Origin of the sequence: Caballeronia sp. GAWG2-1 (genome assembly GCF_023631405.1) — a bacterium.
Lineage (GTDB): Bacteria > Pseudomonadota > Gammaproteobacteria > Burkholderiales > Burkholderiaceae > Caballeronia.
The window spans coordinates 19,315-33,618 of sequence record NZ_JALQDD010000021.1; the positions used below are offsets into that span (position 1 = coordinate 19,315).

General features: G+C 62.1%; 18 protein-coding genes. 8 read left to right on the forward strand and 10 right to left on the reverse strand.

Going from position 1 to position 14,304, the window contains the following annotated elements:
* Positions 1 to 68 precede the first annotated feature (68 nt).
* A complete protein-coding gene (locus NCR98_RS12725) occupies positions 69 to 776 on the reverse strand; it encodes a response regulator (RefSeq protein ID WP_244826460.1) in 708 nt (235 codons plus the stop codon).
* A 369-nt stretch (positions 777 to 1,145) separates the two neighbouring features.
* Between NCR98_RS12725 and NCR98_RS12730 the strand changes: the two genes are divergently transcribed.
* From NCR98_RS12730 to argC, 3 genes are all read left to right on the forward strand, one after another.
* Positions 1,146 to 1,652 (forward strand): YbhB/YbcL family Raf kinase inhibitor-like protein, encoded by a 507-nt coding sequence (locus tag NCR98_RS12730; protein ID WP_250526344.1) that lies wholly within the window; start codon positions 1,146 to 1,148, stop codon positions 1,650 to 1,652.
* 185 nt (positions 1,653 to 1,837) lie between these two features.
* A complete protein-coding gene (locus tag NCR98_RS12735) occupies positions 1,838 to 2,404 on the forward strand; it encodes a flavodoxin family protein (RefSeq protein WP_244826462.1) in 567 nt (188 codons plus the stop codon).
* 162 nt (positions 2,405 to 2,566) lie between these two features.
* Complete coding sequence (gene argC, locus NCR98_RS12740; RefSeq protein ID WP_250526345.1) at positions 2,567 to 3,520, forward strand: N-acetyl-gamma-glutamyl-phosphate reductase; 954 nt, start codon at positions 2,567 to 2,569, stop codon at positions 3,518 to 3,520.
* 212 nt (positions 3,521 to 3,732) lie between these two features.
* Here argC and NCR98_RS12745 read toward each other — a convergent pair whose 3' ends face one another.
* The 3 genes from NCR98_RS12745 to NCR98_RS12755 all read right to left on the reverse strand — a co-directional run bounded on the left by NCR98_RS12745 (position 3,733) and on the right by NCR98_RS12755 (position 5,493).
* A complete protein-coding gene (locus NCR98_RS12745; RefSeq protein WP_250526346.1) occupies positions 3,733 to 4,098 on the reverse strand; it encodes a response regulator in 366 nt (121 codons plus the stop codon).
* A 7-nt stretch (positions 4,099 to 4,105) separates the two neighbouring features.
* Positions 4,106 to 4,531 (reverse strand): hypothetical protein, encoded by a 426-nt coding sequence (locus NCR98_RS12750; RefSeq protein WP_244826465.1) that lies wholly within the window; start codon positions 4,529 to 4,531, stop codon positions 4,106 to 4,108.
* An 89-nt stretch (positions 4,532 to 4,620) separates the two neighbouring features.
* The gene (locus NCR98_RS12755; RefSeq protein ID WP_250509607.1) at positions 4,621 to 5,493 is read right to left on the reverse strand and encodes an NAD(P)-dependent oxidoreductase; all 873 of its coding nucleotides are present in this window, start codon (positions 5,491 to 5,493) and stop codon (positions 4,621 to 4,623) included.
* Positions 5,494 to 5,583: 90 nt separating this feature from the next.
* Here NCR98_RS12755 and NCR98_RS12760 point away from each other — a divergent pair, with 90 nt between their 5' ends.
* Together NCR98_RS12760 and NCR98_RS12765 are read left to right on the forward strand one after the other, a co-directional pair.
* Positions 5,584 to 6,342: a Mut7-C RNAse domain-containing protein gene (locus NCR98_RS12760; protein WP_250526347.1), complete on the forward strand. Its 759-nt coding sequence runs from the start codon at positions 5,584 to 5,586 to the stop codon at positions 6,340 to 6,342.
* Between the two features lie 54 nt (positions 6,343 to 6,396).
* Positions 6,397 to 6,666 carry a hypothetical protein gene (locus NCR98_RS12765; RefSeq protein WP_244826468.1) on the forward strand — a complete coding sequence of 90 codons (270 nt, stop codon included), beginning with the start codon at positions 6,397 to 6,399 and terminating at the stop codon, positions 6,664 to 6,666.
* Between the two features lie 24 nt (positions 6,667 to 6,690).
* Here the strand turns inward: NCR98_RS12765 and NCR98_RS12770 are convergent, their stop codons facing one another.
* The 4 genes from NCR98_RS12770 to NCR98_RS12785 form a co-directional block, all read right to left on the reverse strand.
* Entirely contained in the window at positions 6,691 to 7,980 is a 1,290-nt protein-coding gene (locus tag NCR98_RS12770; protein ID WP_244826469.1) for an MFS transporter, read from the reverse strand.
* Positions 7,981 to 8,209: 229 nt separating this feature from the next.
* Positions 8,210 to 8,524 (reverse strand): high-potential iron-sulfur protein, encoded by a 315-nt coding sequence (locus NCR98_RS12775; protein WP_244826470.1) that lies wholly within the window; start codon positions 8,522 to 8,524, stop codon positions 8,210 to 8,212.
* Between the two features lie 125 nt (positions 8,525 to 8,649).
* Positions 8,650 to 9,750, reverse strand: coding sequence for an NAD(P)/FAD-dependent oxidoreductase (locus NCR98_RS12780; protein ID WP_250465923.1), 1,101 nt, complete (start codon positions 9,748 to 9,750; stop codon positions 8,650 to 8,652).
* 185 nt (positions 9,751 to 9,935) lie between these two features.
* A complete protein-coding gene (locus NCR98_RS12785; protein WP_250526348.1) occupies positions 9,936 to 10,913 on the reverse strand; it encodes an AAA family ATPase in 978 nt (325 codons plus the stop codon).
* A 383-nt stretch (positions 10,914 to 11,296) separates the two neighbouring features.
* Between NCR98_RS12785 and NCR98_RS12790 the strand changes: the two genes are divergently transcribed.
* Together NCR98_RS12790 and NCR98_RS12795 are read left to right on the forward strand one after the other, a co-directional pair.
* The gene (locus NCR98_RS12790; RefSeq protein ID WP_250526349.1) at positions 11,297 to 11,836 is read left to right on the forward strand and encodes a hypothetical protein; all 540 of its coding nucleotides are present in this window, start codon (positions 11,297 to 11,299) and stop codon (positions 11,834 to 11,836) included.
* Positions 11,837 to 11,886: 50 nt separating this feature from the next.
* Complete coding sequence (locus tag NCR98_RS12795; protein WP_250465929.1) at positions 11,887 to 12,696, forward strand: endonuclease/exonuclease/phosphatase family protein; 810 nt, start codon at positions 11,887 to 11,889, stop codon at positions 12,694 to 12,696.
* Positions 12,697 to 12,703: 7 nt separating this feature from the next.
* Here the strand turns inward: NCR98_RS12795 and NCR98_RS12800 are convergent, their stop codons facing one another.
* The gene (locus NCR98_RS12800) at positions 12,704 to 13,093 is read right to left on the reverse strand and encodes a response regulator (RefSeq protein ID WP_244826475.1); all 390 of its coding nucleotides are present in this window, start codon (positions 13,091 to 13,093) and stop codon (positions 12,704 to 12,706) included.
* A 131-nt stretch (positions 13,094 to 13,224) separates the two neighbouring features.
* On the opposite strand from NCR98_RS12800, the gene NCR98_RS12805 reads away from it, so the two are divergent.
* Entirely contained in the window at positions 13,225 to 13,821 is a 597-nt protein-coding gene (locus NCR98_RS12805) for an alpha-ketoglutarate-dependent dioxygenase AlkB family protein (protein WP_244826476.1), read from the forward strand.
* 3 nt (positions 13,822 to 13,824) lie between these two features.
* Here NCR98_RS12805 and NCR98_RS12810 read toward each other — a convergent pair whose 3' ends face one another.
* On the reverse strand, positions 13,825 to 14,199 hold the full coding sequence (locus tag NCR98_RS12810; protein WP_284503230.1) for a RidA family protein: 375 nt from the start codon (positions 14,197 to 14,199) through the stop codon (positions 13,825 to 13,827).
* Positions 14,200 to 14,304: the final 105 nt, after the last annotated feature.

Sequence of the window (14,304 nt, forward strand, 5' to 3'; positions counted from 1 at the left end):
GAAACGAAAAAGCCGCTGACATCATCAGCGGCTTTTTTCAATTCGTCCAGCGGTTAAATAGTGCGAACCTAATTCGAATCTGGAATGGGTACGTCTTCCACGGAACCGTCGCCCGAATATGCCGAGAGATTCATCAAGCCATTACTTTGTGCATACTGAAACAATTCGGAATCTCGCTCGATACCCAGTTTGCGCATAGCGGTGTTCTTTTGCGTGCTGATGGTTTTAATACTGCGCCGCAATTGCCCCGCTATTTCAGTGATCGTCATGCCCGAGACGAAGAGCCGTACCACTTCGAGTTCACGCTTGGAAAGAATCACGCTGCGTTGCTGACCGCTTCCGCTCATTCCCATGCTGTCGAGCGCCGCCTTGACCGATGGCCCGAGATACTCCTGACCGCGCATGACGTGCTGAATTGCCCAGCCGATATGGTTCATGTCGTCGGCTTTGTTGATGATCGACATGACACCGACTTCGCGCAGACGTTTGAGCAAGGCCGGGTTTTCGAGCATGGTCAGGACAACGAGTTTTACCCTGGGAAATTGCCTGCCGATATAGCCGAGCAGCGGCATGCCATCGCCATAAGAGCCGCCCGGCATTGCAAGATCGGTTACGAGAACGTCGCAATGCGATTTTTGCAGCAATTGAATAAGCTCGGTGGATTGCTTGGCCTGACCAATGACGTCGACCTCCGGAAACTTGTTGAGCGCCTGAGTGGCGCCGAACAAGATGACCGGATGATCGTCTGCAATGATGACTTTTATTCGCTGGCTCATTTACTGCCCCAGAATATTGGTTCGTCTGATGCCGCGCGAATCACTGTCGGGATATTCATTTTCTCTTTGATAGCTGCCGAAGTCGCCGCCGTCAAGGCGTCATCTCGTTTTTAATTTCAGACACATTTGAACTGCGCCATAGGTTTAGTCTCAAGGTGCAAGCTTTTAATGCTTTGTTGCAATGTTAAACTGCAACTTGGCATGAAGCGCATCACTGAGACAAAAAACATCGTTGCAGCCATCGAAACGCTGATATAAGGCGCAACGGCACTGACAGGAGTCAGCTACATGCGCCTCGCATGTCGAACCGAGAGTCCGGCCGGTCTTACGTTATTCGCACTCTCGACGTGGATATTGGCGGTTATTTTCATGCCACAAGACGCCGTGGCAGAACCGGCATTCACCGTTTCAAGCGTCGATCTAGTTACGGGAAAGCCGGTTTCGAGCGATCTTCTTTTCAATGAATCCGACTGCAAGGGCGGCAATCGCTCACCGCAGCTTTCATGGCGCGGCGCGCCCACCGATACGCGCAGTTTTGCGATCACCGTATTCGATCCCGACGCCCCCGGCCGCGGCTGGTGGCATTGGGCCGTCGCTGGCATTCCGGCGGGTGTGACGCATATACCGGCCAATGCGAGCGCCGCCGGCACGCTGCGCAAAATGAGCGCGGTGGAAGCCCGCAACGACTGGGACACCGACGGTTACGGCGGTCCGTGCCCTCCGCCTGGCAAGGCGCACCGCTATATCGTGACGGTGTATGCGCTGCGCAGCGACGACCTGCGGCTGCGGCAAGGTACGCCCGCGCTGATGTTCGAACACGAAATCCGCACGGTAAGCATCGCCTCGGCGCAGTTGACCTTCACTTACGGCCGGTAATGAACGGGCGGCGAGCGTAACGCTCGCCGCATCCATGTCCGCAGAACGAAATTTGTCTTTGCTAGACTGGTTCCGCTCGCCCGCCGCCTTCGTCGAGTGATGGCTTCCATGCCGTCGTCGCGAAGAGCAAACCCACACGCGTGCAGTCGAGACGCACCGCGAATTCATCGCGGCTAAAGGAAACCATGTCGAACATCATCATCGTTTATCACAGCGGCTACGGCCACACGAAGAAAGCCGCCGAAGCCGTGCTGGCCGGCGCCACGGACGCAGGCGCCAACGCCAAACTGATCGCAGTCGGCGATCTCGACGACGCCGCCTGGGCCGACCTGGATGCCGCCGACGCCATCGTCTTCGGCTCGCCGACTTACATGGGCGGCCCGTCCGCCGACTTCAAGAAATTCGCCGACGCCAGTTCCAAACCCTGGTTCGCGCAAAAATGGAAAGACAAGATCGCGGCTGGCTTCACCAATTCCGCGACCATGAACGGCGACAAGTTCCTGACGATTTCCTACTTCGTCACGCTCGCCATGCAACACGGCATGATCTGGGCGGGCACCGGCATGATGCCGTCGAACACGAAGGCCGCCACCCGCAACGACCTGAACTTCGTCGGCGGCTCGACCGGGTTGCTGACGCAATCGCCCGCGGATGCATCGCCGGACGAAGCACCGCCGCCCGGCGATCTCGAAAGCGCCCGCGTATTTGGCGCGCGAATCGCTGCCGTGACTGCTCGCTGGACCGGCAAGTAAGGCGCGCGCGCCGCTTGGGCGGCGCGTTTGACAGCCTGCACGCGCTCGTTGCGGACAACGGACATCAACGCGTCTCGGAAACGCCTTAAAATGTCCGTTTTTGCGGCGAGCGCGTAGGCGTTGCAACCATTTGCGTCGTCGCGCCGAACCAGTGAGATCGAGATGACCACGAAAGTATTTGTCGACGGACAGGAAGGCACCACCGGCCTTAAGATTTTCGAATATCTGTCGGGACGCCGTGACATCGAAGTGCTGCGTATCGACGACACGAAGCGCAAGGACGTCGAGGAACGCCGCCGCCTCATCAACGCATCCGACGTGACCTTTCTGTGCCTGCCGGATGTCGCCTCGCGAGAATCGGTTTCGCTCGTCGACAAGGACAACGCTCGCACCGTCATGATCGACGCCAGCACCGCGTTTCGCACGCAGGACGACTGGGCGTACGGTCTGCCCGAACTTTCGCGCGCGCAGCGGGAACGTCTGCGTACTGCGAAGCGCATCGCCGTACCGGGCTGCCATGCATCGGCGTTCGTACTGTCGGTGCAACCGCTCGTCGCGGGCGGTCTCGTATCCGCCGATTTCGACGCGCACGCCTATTCGATCACCGGCTACAGCGGTGGCGGCAAGAAGATGATCGCCGAATACGAAGCCGGCGGCGACGCGCGTCTGGCGAGTCCACGTCCGTACGCGCTCGGCCTCACGCACAAGCATCTGCCGGAAATGTCGGTGCGCACGGGTTTGAAGCGCGCGCCGATCTTTACGCCAATAGTCGGCCCGTTCCTGAAGGGTCTGGCGGTGACGACATATTTCTCGCCCGACCAGCTCGCGCGCAAGGCGAAACCGCAGGACGTGCGCGATATGCTCGCCGAGTACTACAACAACGAGCCGTTCGTGCGCGTGCTTCCGTTCGATGCCGAAAGCAATCTCGACAACGGTTTCTTCGACGTGCAAGCGTGCAACGACACGAACCGTGTCGAGATTTTCGTGTTCGGCAACGAAGAGCGTTTCGTGACCGTGACGCGGCTCGACAATCTTGGCAAGGGCGCATCCGGCGCGGCGATTCAATGCATGAATCTGGCCATCGGCGCCGACGAGGAAGCCGGGCTCACGCGCTGATCGTTATCCCTCGGAAAGCAGAAAAGCCGGTTCGCTTTGTCAGCGGATCGGCTTTTTTATTGGCTGCATCGTTTGCTGCGGACGAAAAAAAGCCCGCCTAGTTTGGCGGGCTGAATCCATATCAGTGGAGACATGGAGGAGACAAGAGTAACTATATCGTTAAATTTGATGCGATGCAACATCTCCGTTGCATGCGATCAACACGGAATATTTCACGGCTGCGTCATCGAGAGAATGAACTGCAGTTGATCCGATGAAATTGGCTTCACGAGATGTACGTCGAAGCCCGCATCCATCGTTAGTTCGCGGTGTTGCGGCTGACCCCAACCCGTGAGCGCAACGAGCATCATCGCGTGACCTGTGGGCGTGCGGCGCAAATCACGCGCGGCGACGAGCCCATCCAAAAGCGGCGCGCCGATATCCAGAATCACGACATCCGGCGAAAACTGCGCGGCCACTTGCACGGCTTGCGCGCCATTGGCGGCGAGCGCCACTTCGTGTCCCATTCCATTCAGGAGATTGGCGAGACCGCTCAGGGCGTCGTCGTCGGCGTCGGCTATGAGGATGCGCTTCGTCACGATAGCCTCACCGGTTGCCGTAGATTTCGAGCTTCAGCTTGTTCTCGCCCGCCTGCGATGCCGCGATCTCCGTGCGCGCGCCGCGTGCGCCAAGATAAAAGTGCTGGCGCGCGGGCGAATTCTGATCGTGGGTGGCGTCCGGCAGACAGGAAGCGATGTCCGCCGCGACGCTTTGCAGCGCATCGGCGCTTGCTCCGCCGTGCGGCGTCCAGGTGCATCGATAGTTGCTTTGCGACGCCGCGCAGCTCGCGCCGTCGCCGTATGCCAACGCGACGGGCCGTCCATCGATTGCGGAGAGTGACGAGAAATTCGGCGCCGCCGCCACGATGCGCTTCAGCGCATCGCACGGGCTCGGGGTGTCGTCGGCGTGAGCGGGCGCGCTCGACAAGGCGCCCCAGCAAAGCGCGGCGAAGGCGATGCGGTTCGATGGCATGACGTCTCCCAGCTATTTTTAATTACGTTCGATGCATAGCCATCCCAGCAAATCACGAACCCGTTAGAACAGACGTTTCTTTTCAACGATCATCGTCCCGCGCGGCGCGCCGCCACTTGCCCGAGCACCGCGAAGTCCTTTTCGCCATCGCCGTGGGCAAGCGCGTCGACGAGGTTGTCGCGCACCACGCTCGCGACCGGCAGCGGCACGTTGACCGCGTCGCCCGCGGCTATCGCGAGGCGCACGTCCTTCAGACCGAGCCGCGCCTTGAAGAGCGCGGGCTCGTAACGACGCTCCGCGATCATCTTGCCGTAGCCCTGATAAACCGGCCCCGGAAACAGCGAATTCGTGATGACGTCGAGCAACGTCTGCGCCTCGATACCGTGTCCGCTCACGAGCGCGGCCGCTTCGCCGAAACTTTCTATCGCCGACGCCAGCATGAAATTCGCCGCCAGCTTGAGCACGTTGGCGTGCTGCGGTTCGTGGCCCACGCGCCAGGTTTTTTGACCGAGCGCGTCGAAGACGGGTTGCACGCGCGCGATGTCGGCATCGGCGCCGGCCGCGAGAATGTTGAGCTTGCCCGCCGCCGCGACATCCGGCCGGCCAAGCACGGGCGCGGCCACGTAAGCGACGCCATGCTGCGCGTGCAATTGCGCGAGTTCGACGGCGAGCGCCGCCGAAATGGTCGCCATGTTCACGTGCACGAGGCCTTTCGGCGCGTGCTTGAGCAAGCCGCCATCGATCAGCACCGAGCGCAGCGCTTGATCGTCCGCGAGCATCGAAAAGGCGGCGTCGCCGGCAAATGCCTGCTCGGGGGTATCGACCACGGATGCGCCCTGGTCCGCGAGCGAACGCGTCTTGTCGCGCGAGCGGTTCCAGACGCGCACCGTGTGGCCCGCTTTCAGCGCGTTGACGGCCATGGCCGCGCCCATTTCACCCAGACCGATGAATCCGATATCCATGCTTACGCTCCATTCGTTGATTGCCGACCGAGCGCCAGTAGAGCACATCGACTGGCAGCACGCCGAATCCGCCGATGCGATACTGACTGCATGGTCACGGCGCGCTTTCACTTCCATCGCGAACTGAACGACTTTCTGGCGCGGCCCCAACGCGGGCAGGCATTCGCTTGCGCCTGTCCGCCGTCTTCGTCGGCCAAGCACATGATCGAAGCGCTGGGCGTGCCGCACACGGAAGTGGCGCTGATCGTGCGCAACGGGCATCCGGCCGGCTTCGACGCGCCAATCGAAGAAAACGATGTCATCGAGATCTATCCCGCGCGGCGCGTGCCGCCCGGCATGGCCGACGGCGCACGGCTTTTGCGGCCGGCGCTCGTTGCGGAAGATCTGCGCTTTATCGCCGATGCGCATCTCGGCGGCCTCGCGCAACTGTTGCGGCTCGCGGGTTTCGACACGCGTTACGACAACAACTTCGCCGACGATGAAATCGAGCGCCTTGCGCACGATGAAGCACGCATCGTCCTTACGCGCGACCGCGAATTGCTCAAGCGAAAAAATGTGCTGCACGGCTGCTACGTGCGCGCACTGCATGCCGACGAGCAATGGCGTGAAGTGGCGGAACGTCTCGATCTCGCGCCGCATGTGCGCGCGTTTCGCCTCTGCCTCATGTGCAACGCGCCGCTGCGTCGCGCGGCAGCGAGCGAGATCGACGACCGCGTGCCCGAAGGCGTGCGCGAACGGCACACGCGTTTCGTGACTTGCGATGTCTGCCGCCGCGTCTTCTGGGAAGGCTCGCACTGGAAGCGCATGCGCGAGCGCATCGACGGTCTCGCGGATGCAGGCCGCGTGTGAACCTCCACGTACAATACGGCCCCTGCCTATCAAAACGCCGCAACGGAGCATCGCGTGAACAAATTTCAACTGGAACAAACCAAGGCGTTCAAGCTCGCCAACGACCTGAAGCAAGGCGGCAAGCCGCGCGTGGGCGCAGCGGAAGCGCCGAAACTGGATCGCCGCGAGCAGCGCAAGCTGGATCAGGCCAAGGGCCTCGTGCCGTTTGCCTGCAAGCTGGACGAGAAGCTCGTGACGCAATTGAAGGAACGCGCAGCGAACCACGAAGGCGGTCTCTCCGAAGTCCTGGCGGAATTGCTCGTCGCAGCGGGTCTGGAGCGTTGAAGCGTCGCGCAGGCGCTCGACCGCCTAGCGGATGCCGTCGCGCGCCTCGTCGACATCGACGTGACGCGTCGCCGGAATGCAGGCCACGGCGATGATCGAAAGCACGAGTCCCGCCATCACGTAGAAGGTCGGCGCGAGTTGCGAGCCCGTCGTCTTGATGAGCCACGTCACGATGAACTGCCCGAAGCCGCCAAACAGCATCACCGCGATGTTGTACGCGAGCGCAAGCCCGGTCGAGCGGATATGAGCGGGAAACAGCTCCGCGATCAGCGCGCCGAACGGCCCGTAGTAACCGGACAGCGTGATCGACAAGAGCGCCTGCACGACCACGAGCCGCGCCACGCTCGGTTCGGCGGCGAGCCACGCGAAGAGCGGATAGATGATCACGAGCGTGATGAGAAGCGACCACAAGGTCAGGCCCTTGCGTCCGATTCGATCCGACCACGCGCCCGCCACCGGCGAAAGCACGGTCAAGATGAGATTGCCGACGATCAGCGCCGTGAACGACTGCCCGAGCGGCAGCTTGAGTTGCTTGACCGCGAAGGTCGGCAGATAGGCGATCAGCACATAGACCGTCACCGTCAGCGCGATCACCGAACCGAGCCCGCACAGCACTTCGCGGCTGTGATTGCGGAAGACTTCACCAAGCGTCGCGCGGCGCGCGGTCTTCTTCGCGTGCAGGAACGCTTCGGTATCGGCCATGTTGCGCCGAATGTACAGGCCGATCGGCCCGATGATCAAACCGAGAACGAACGGCACGCGCCAGCCCCATGAATCGAGCGCTTCGGGCGACAGTCCGCGCGTGATCGCCGCGCCGACGAGCGCGCCGAGCAAGAGCGCCGCCGCCTGACTCGCCATCTGGAAACTGCCGTAGAAACCGCGTCGGGAAAACGGCGCTGCTTCGATCAAGAGCGCGGTCGCCGTTCCGAACTCGCCGCCGGCGGAGAAGCCCTGCAACAGCCGCGCGAACACGATCACGAGCGGCGCGCCGATCCCGATTGCCGAGTATGGCGGCGCTATCGCGAGCAGCAGAATGCCGATGGTCATCATCGCGATGACCAACGTGAGCGCCGCCTTGCGCCCCGCGCGATCCGCATAAAGACCCAGCACGATGCCGCCGACCGGCCGCATCACGAACGCGACGCCGAAGGTCGCGGTGGTCAGCAAAATGGATGAGTAGTCGCTATAGCTCGGAAAGAACAAGCGGGCGATGACGACAGTCATGAAACCGAACACGGTGAAGTCGTACCACTCCAGCGCATTGCCGATGACCGCGGCCGCGACGGCGCGCGCATTCAATGGTCTGCCTGCCATGCGAATCCCTTTGGTTTGTCGATCATTGGGTTTCGTGCCATCGGACGGACCCCCGTTGGCCGCGTCGTGCGCGTATCGCCCGGCGCATCGAATGCATTTGCTCAGGCGAGGCGTAAGGCTGAATTTGCCTTGGCGAGTGTAAAGACCATGCGTTTGCTTATCAAGCGGCTACAACGCAAAACGCGCCGGGCAATGCCGCCAGGCGCGTTCGTCGTCCAACGAGGGAAGCTCAGGCCTTCTTTACATACGCGCCGCACCAGCCCTTCGAGGCGACCTGCTTGTTCGCGAACATCGGACACGGCGCGTAGGCATCGGCGGCCTTGCCTTGATAGAACTGGCAGTTGCCGCAGTCTTCGCCGGCGGCGTACTTGGCGAACTTGGCCTTATCGACCTTGGTCGCGTCTTCCTTGTAGCCGAGCGCCTTGGCGGTGGGATCGTTTTCGTCGACCTTCGGTGCGTCGGCGAAAGCGGCTTTCGAGCCGAGCGCGAACGTCGATGCAACGCCCACGCTGGTGATGAGAAACGTACGACGAGATGCCTTCATGGTGACTCGCTCCATGTTGTATTGGGGGAAAACGCCGTTCTGACGACGGCGATGCCCGAGCATAACAATCCGGAAGCGAATCGATGAAGCCAAATGTTATAGATAAGAACCCGGGGGAATCGCGGCTAACGCATCATGTCCGCCACGCGCTCGGCGATGGCGAGTGAAGCCGTCAGTCCGGGCGATTCGATACCGAACAGATTCACGAGCCCCGGCACGCCATGCGCGGACTTGCCTTGAATCATGAAGTCGGCGGCTGCCTGCCCCGGACCCGAGAGCTTCGGCCTGATGCCCGCGTAGGCCGGCTGCAGCGCGTCGTCAGGCAGACCCGGCCAATACGCACGAATCGCGGCGTAGAAGGAATCGGCGCGGCGCGGATCGACATCGTAATTGAGCGACTGCACCCATTCGACATCAGGACCGAACTTGGCTTGGCCGCCCATGTCGACGGTCAGATGCACGCCGAGTCCCGCTTCATTGGGCATCGGATAGATGAGCCGTTCGAACGGTGCGCGCCCGCTCACGCTGAAGTAGTTGCCCTTCGCGAAGTAGAGCGGCGGCACGTGACGATCGTCGAGACCGCGAATCTTGCTGGCGATCCTGTTCGCATGAAGCCCCGCGCTGTTGATCAGAAACGACGCCCGGAAGCGCGCCGGGGCATCGCCGCCGGTCTCTACGATAAAGCAGCCCTCGCGCGCGTCGATGGCGGCCACCGGCGTATGAAACACGATGTTCGCGCCGTGATTCTCGGCATCGCCTTGTAGCGCCAGCATGTACTGGTGACTGTCGACGATTCCCGTACTCGGCGACCACACCGCCTCGACGCACGTCAGTTGCGGCTCCATCTCCGCTGCCTGTGCGCCGCTGATCCGCACGAGACCTTCCACGCGATTTTCCAGGCCCTTCTGTTCGATGCCCGCAAGCTGCGGAATCTGATTGCGCGCCGTGGCAACGAGCAGCTTGCCGCATTGCCGATGCGGCACGCCATGCTCGCGGCAGTATTCGTACAGCATTTCGCGCCCACGCACGCACAGCTCGGCTTTCTGCGATCCGCGCGGATAGTAGATGCCCGCGTGAATCACTTCGCTGTTGCGCGAACTGGTGCCAATGCCGATCGCCTCGCCCGCTTCCAGCACGATCACTTCGCGCCCGCGCATCGCCAGTTGCCGCGCAATCGCAAGCCCAACCACGCCCGCGCCGATTACCACGCACTCGATCCGATCCATGTCCGTTCCGTTGCAAGATAGCTCGCAACCATTCTACGTTCTTGACTATTGCGAGTTGCACAACAAACGCATGGCAATTGAACCGAATTACGGAGCAATGCAGAAAAAGGCATGAAACTGGCGGTTCGATGACAAAAAAGTCATGTTTCCATGGCTTTTTTGGCAATTCCAAAAATTCGTGCGCTTTAAAAACCGATCGCTTTCTTGCGTGAATTACGGTCGAGCTGGATATCGCGCGCCTCGACGTGATGCCGTCCGTCGATACGCGCGTTGCCAAACGCGTTGAGCATCGCGCGCCGCATGCCGCGTGGCGAGGCTTGCGTGAGCGCATCGAGCGGGGCATCGCCGAGCGTTTCGGGAAAGCGCCGGCCCCACGCGTGCGTCGTGCGGATGTCGTCGTAAATCGCCTGCGCGATACGACGCGCGCCGTCGCGATCCGGCGGGGGAATCTCGTAGACGTTCATGCGGTTCATGATCGGCTCGGGAATGGCGCGCGCGTCGTTGGCCGTTGCAATCCACACGACGTTGCCCGCGTTGATCGGCACTTCCGCGAATTCGTCGATGAAAGTCTGCGCCGTGTCGTGTTCGAGCAACGCGTAAAGCGCGCCGAGCGGATCGTATTGCGCGTCGCCGGTGGCCTTGTCGATTTCATCGACGGTAATGACGGGGTTCGCGTAGCTGCCGTTCACGAGGGCGTCGAACACCTTGCCTGGCTTGGCATTGCGCCATTGCGACGACGCGCCCGAGAGAATCCATCCGGCGGTGAGCGAACTCATCGCCACGTAATGCGACGTGGTCCCGAGCATTCGCGCAAGCTGCTTCGCAAAATGCGTCTTGCCGATGCCGGGTTCGCCAAGCAACAGCATTGGCATGAGTTCGAGGCGGTCCTCGGTTTCGAGGCACAGCGCGATCTGCTTGCGAATGTCGTCGAGCGGCTCCTCGAAGTTCGGCAGGGAAGCCGCAAGGTCGTCGATGCACGGCATGCGATTCGGCTTCACGCAGAAGCGCAGATTGCCGACCTTGAGCATCTTCTCGTAAGTTGCGCGCAGGGCTTCGCTTGCGCCTTCGGACAAGTCGTTGAGCGCGGTTTCCACGTCGTCGAGACTGTAGACCTTGCTGAACGATGCCACCGCCAGTTCCTGTTTCACCACGGCTGTCGTCATGTCACACCCCGTCATTGTTTTGGTCGACAAAGCCAGTGTAGCGACGACAAAACACCACGCAAGCGAGCAGTCTCGCGGGTCTGCTGCCAATTCCGCCGCATAGCGCAGGCGCGAGTATCATCGTTCGTCCCACGTGTGAGCGTGCCGCGAGCGGGTTCGAAACGTGCTGTTTTTTTGCGGCGTTTTTCCAACCTGGCTGCGAAGTGTTTCGCGCGGCCCATATGTCGGGTTTTGGTAAGGATTCTGGCTGAACCGTAGCCGTGCAGCCCGGTCAGAATCAAGTCGCCGAGGAAACGCCGATCCAGCGGCTTTTCGCCCAAGCAGATCACGCGCAAAAGCGAAACGCCGCCATCCGAACCGCCCGTGCGCCGGAGAAGCCTTCAATGCAAAGAACAACACGAACCGTCTTGCCGTTCCCCTTTCGATTTGTGCTTGCTGCGAGCGCGTGCCTCGTGGTGGTATCGGCGGGACCTGCCTGGGCGCAGTCAAGCACGCCGCAGCCTGTCGACTGGGAGTTGCAGGTTGTGCGCGACGGTCAGCAAATCGATTCGTTTTCCGCCACGACGAATGTCGGCCAGGCGCGCACCGATACGCATCACAACATCACGCAGAATCAGGTCGGCTGTGCGAATCAGCCAGCGGGCGACATCGATCTCACGCGCACCATCACCGTTTCGCCGACGCACGCGAGCGCCGACGACATCACGCTCGCCATCGACGCTCAGGAAACGCTTCAGGATGATTCCTCGCGGACCACGGCGGCCGGCTGCAAGTTGCCGCCGGTGCCGCGTCAGGTGAGCGGATCGCATCCGGGGCTCGTGTTGAAGCCCGGCGAATGGGGCGAATGGAAGATCGTCGACAGCAATCCGACGCTGCTGTATCGAGTGCGCGCGAGCATGGCTTCGGCACCAGCAACGCAATGACGGCCTTCGTGACATAAAGTAGAGAGGCCGCACCACCACACAACGAACGCATGCGAAACCCAGAACATCTTCCGCCAGGTCCATCCACGCACAACGGCACGCCGGACTTCACCGCCGTAAGCTGGAATCTCCACAAGGGCCGCTCACCGCTCGGACTGCGCGCCTGGAACGCCATGCAGCGGTGGGTTCAGACCACCAACGCCGACGTCTATTTTCTCCAGGAAGCGATGGCGCGGCGCATGCCGCAGCCCGTGCTCGCAAGCGGCTTCGGCAACCCGCTTGCAGCGCCGCTCGACGATGTCTGGCATTGCCAGGCCACCGAAATCGCCACCGCGCTCGAATTGCAGATCGCCCTCGGGCCGAACGTGTTCAAGCCGTCGTGGCGGCACGGCAACGCCATCTTGTCGCCGCATCCGCTGGATCTGTCCGGGCGCTGGGACATCTCGGCGCATCGCTTCGAAAAGCGTGGCTTGCTGGTCGCGCGCGCCACTTTCGCCGGCAAGGCCATCACGCTCTTGTGCGCGCATCTGGCGCTCACGCGTTCCGCGCGTCTGCGTCAGATGAACTGGATCGCGCACTGGATTGCGAAGGAAGCGCCGGAAGGCCCGCTCGTGCTGGCAGGCGATTTCAACGACTGGCGCAACGATTCCGTGCCGCTATTTCGCGAACTCGGCATGAGCGAGGTCGCGACGATGCTCGGCGAATCCGGCCGCACCTTTCCGGCGTTCTCGCCCGCGCTCGCGCTCGACAAGATGTTCGTGCGCGGTCTTAAGCCTGTCGAATGGCTCGTGCCGACGCAGGACACCGCATGGCTGTCCGATCACTTGCCGTATATGGCGAGACTGCGCGTCGAGGAATGAGGCGGCGTTAGCCGAGCAGCGCTTCCAGAGCGTCGATGGAAACCGGCTTGGTGAGGTGATGATCGAAGCCGGCATCGATCGAATTCTGGCGATCCGCGTCGCTGCCGTAACCGGTCAGCGCGAGCAGCAAGGCGTCGCGCGTGACGGGGCGCTTGCGCATCTCGCGCGCCACGTCGAAGCCGTTCATGCCCGGCAGACCGATATCGAGCAGCACCACGTCGGGTTTGAAATCGTCGATGGACTGCAACGCGCGCGGACCGTCGTGCTCCGTGCGCACTTCGTGGCCCAATGCTTCGAGCAGCATCGACATGGCAAGCGCGGCGTCCTCGCTGTCGTCGACAATCAGAATGCGCCGGCTCGACGCCGCGCCGCCGGTCGCTTCGGCGGTGGTGTTCATGCGTGTCCTCGTACATTTTCAAGATGGCGAGGCGACTGTAGCACAACGCCCGAGCCTGATGAAATGAGGGCGCAAGGCAGCATGCGACAGCTCTGCTATCGTGGACTTTTTCCGCGCACGCCGGCGTTCCCATGTTCGATCTCTTCGACGACATTCCCAAACCCGATATCGTGTGGCACCCGGACTGGATCGACTCCGACGCCGGTTCCGATCTCATGGGCGAGCTGATCGCGGAAGTAAGCTGGCAGCAGGACACGATGAACACGCCCCGCGGCCGTTTGCCGCTGCCGCGCCTGACCGCGTGGCAAGGCGAGCCGGATGCCGTCTATGTCTACTCGGGCATCCGCAACGTGCCGCAGCCGTGGACGCCCGCCGTCGCCCGGTTGCGCGATGCCGCTCAGGACGTGTGCGCCGCGCGTTTCAACAGCGTGCTCCTCAACCGTTATCGCACGGGGCTCGACAGCATGGGCTGGCACGCCGACAAGGAACGCGAGCTCGGGCCCGAGCCGGTGATCGCGTCGGTGAGTCTTGGCGCCACGCGTGCATTCGAATTCCGCCACGCGCGCACGCATGCCACGCACGCGCTCGCGCTGACGCACGGCAGCCTGCTCGTGATGCGCGGACGCACGCAGCTCGAATGGGTGCATCGCGTGCCGAAGGAGCCGGGCGCGCGCGGCGAACGGATCAACCTGACCTTTCGCTGGGTCGACGCATCGAAGCGGCGTTGAACTTCAGGGCCGCCGCGCGACGAAATCGATCTCGACGAGCGCATCGCGCGCAAGGCCCGTCACGCCGATGCACGTGCGCGCCGGCAGCGGCTTCGGCAGAAAGTAGGAGCGGTACACGGCGTTCATCGCGTCGTAGTCGCGCTTGAACTCGGTGAGGAAGATGCGCGCGCTCACCACGCTGTCGAGCGTGAGGCCGAGTCCCGTCAGCACCAGGATCAGGTTATCCATCACGCGGCGCGTCTGCGCGGCGACGCCCTCGGGCAGCGGGGCGTTGTCGTCGTTGGGGTCGGTCGGCATTTGGCCGGTGAGGAAAACCCAGCCGTCGGCTTCTGCCGCGTGGGAGAACGGGCCGACAGGCGTCGGCGCGGCATCGATCATCGAGAATTTGGGACGGTGGTTCACGTTGTCTCCTTGCAAGGAACCGGCACGTTAGCCCGCCAAAATATCCCGCGCGCGTCCGGACCTTTGATGCGAAGATGCAGC

Bases quoted from the DNA above. Each gene is read 5' to 3' on its own strand.
- NCR98_RS12760 (WP_250526347.1), top strand. From the start codon at position 5,584: ATGGTCACGGCGCGCTTTCACTTCCATCGCGAACTGAACGACTTTCTG.
- NCR98_RS12800 (WP_244826475.1), bottom strand. From the start codon at position 13,093: ATGAACACCACCGCCGAAGCGACCGGCGGCGCGGCGTCGAGCCGGCGC.
- NCR98_RS12775 (WP_244826470.1), bottom strand. From the start codon at position 8,524: ATGAAGGCATCTCGTCGTACGTTTCTCATCACCAGCGTGGGCGTTGCA.
- NCR98_RS12735 (WP_244826462.1), top strand. From the start codon at position 1,838: ATGTCGAACATCATCATCGTTTATCACAGCGGCTACGGCCACACGAAG.
- NCR98_RS12770 (WP_244826469.1), bottom strand. From the start codon at position 7,980: ATGGCAGGCAGACCATTGAATGCGCGCGCCGTCGCGGCCGCGGTCATC.
- NCR98_RS12785 (WP_250526348.1), bottom strand. From the start codon at position 10,913: ATGACGACAGCCGTGGTGAAACAGGAACTGGCGGTGGCATCGTTCAGC.
- NCR98_RS12790 (WP_250526349.1), top strand. From the start codon at position 11,297: ATGCAAAGAACAACACGAACCGTCTTGCCGTTCCCCTTTCGATTTGTG.
- NCR98_RS12810 (WP_284503230.1), bottom strand. From the start codon at position 14,199: ATGATCGATGCCGCGCCGACGCCTGTCGGCCCGTTCTCCCACGCGGCA.
- NCR98_RS12755 (WP_250509607.1), bottom strand. From the start codon at position 5,493: ATGGATATCGGATTCATCGGTCTGGGTGAAATGGGCGCGGCCATGGCC.
- NCR98_RS12750 (WP_244826465.1), bottom strand. From the start codon at position 4,531: ATGCCATCGAACCGCATCGCCTTCGCCGCGCTTTGCTGGGGCGCCTTG.
- NCR98_RS12725 (WP_244826460.1), bottom strand. From the start codon at position 776: ATGAGCCAGCGAATAAAAGTCATCATTGCAGACGATCATCCGGTCATC.
- argC (WP_250526345.1), top strand. From the start codon at position 2,567: ATGACCACGAAAGTATTTGTCGACGGACAGGAAGGCACCACCGGCCTT.
- NCR98_RS12795 (WP_250465929.1), top strand. From the start codon at position 11,887: ATGCGAAACCCAGAACATCTTCCGCCAGGTCCATCCACGCACAACGGC.
- NCR98_RS12805 (WP_244826476.1), top strand. From the start codon at position 13,225: ATGTTCGATCTCTTCGACGACATTCCCAAACCCGATATCGTGTGGCAC.
- NCR98_RS12730 (WP_250526344.1), top strand. From the start codon at position 1,146: ATGCCACAAGACGCCGTGGCAGAACCGGCATTCACCGTTTCAAGCGTC.
- NCR98_RS12780 (WP_250465923.1), bottom strand. From the start codon at position 9,750: ATGGATCGGATCGAGTGCGTGGTAATCGGCGCGGGCGTGGTTGGGCTT.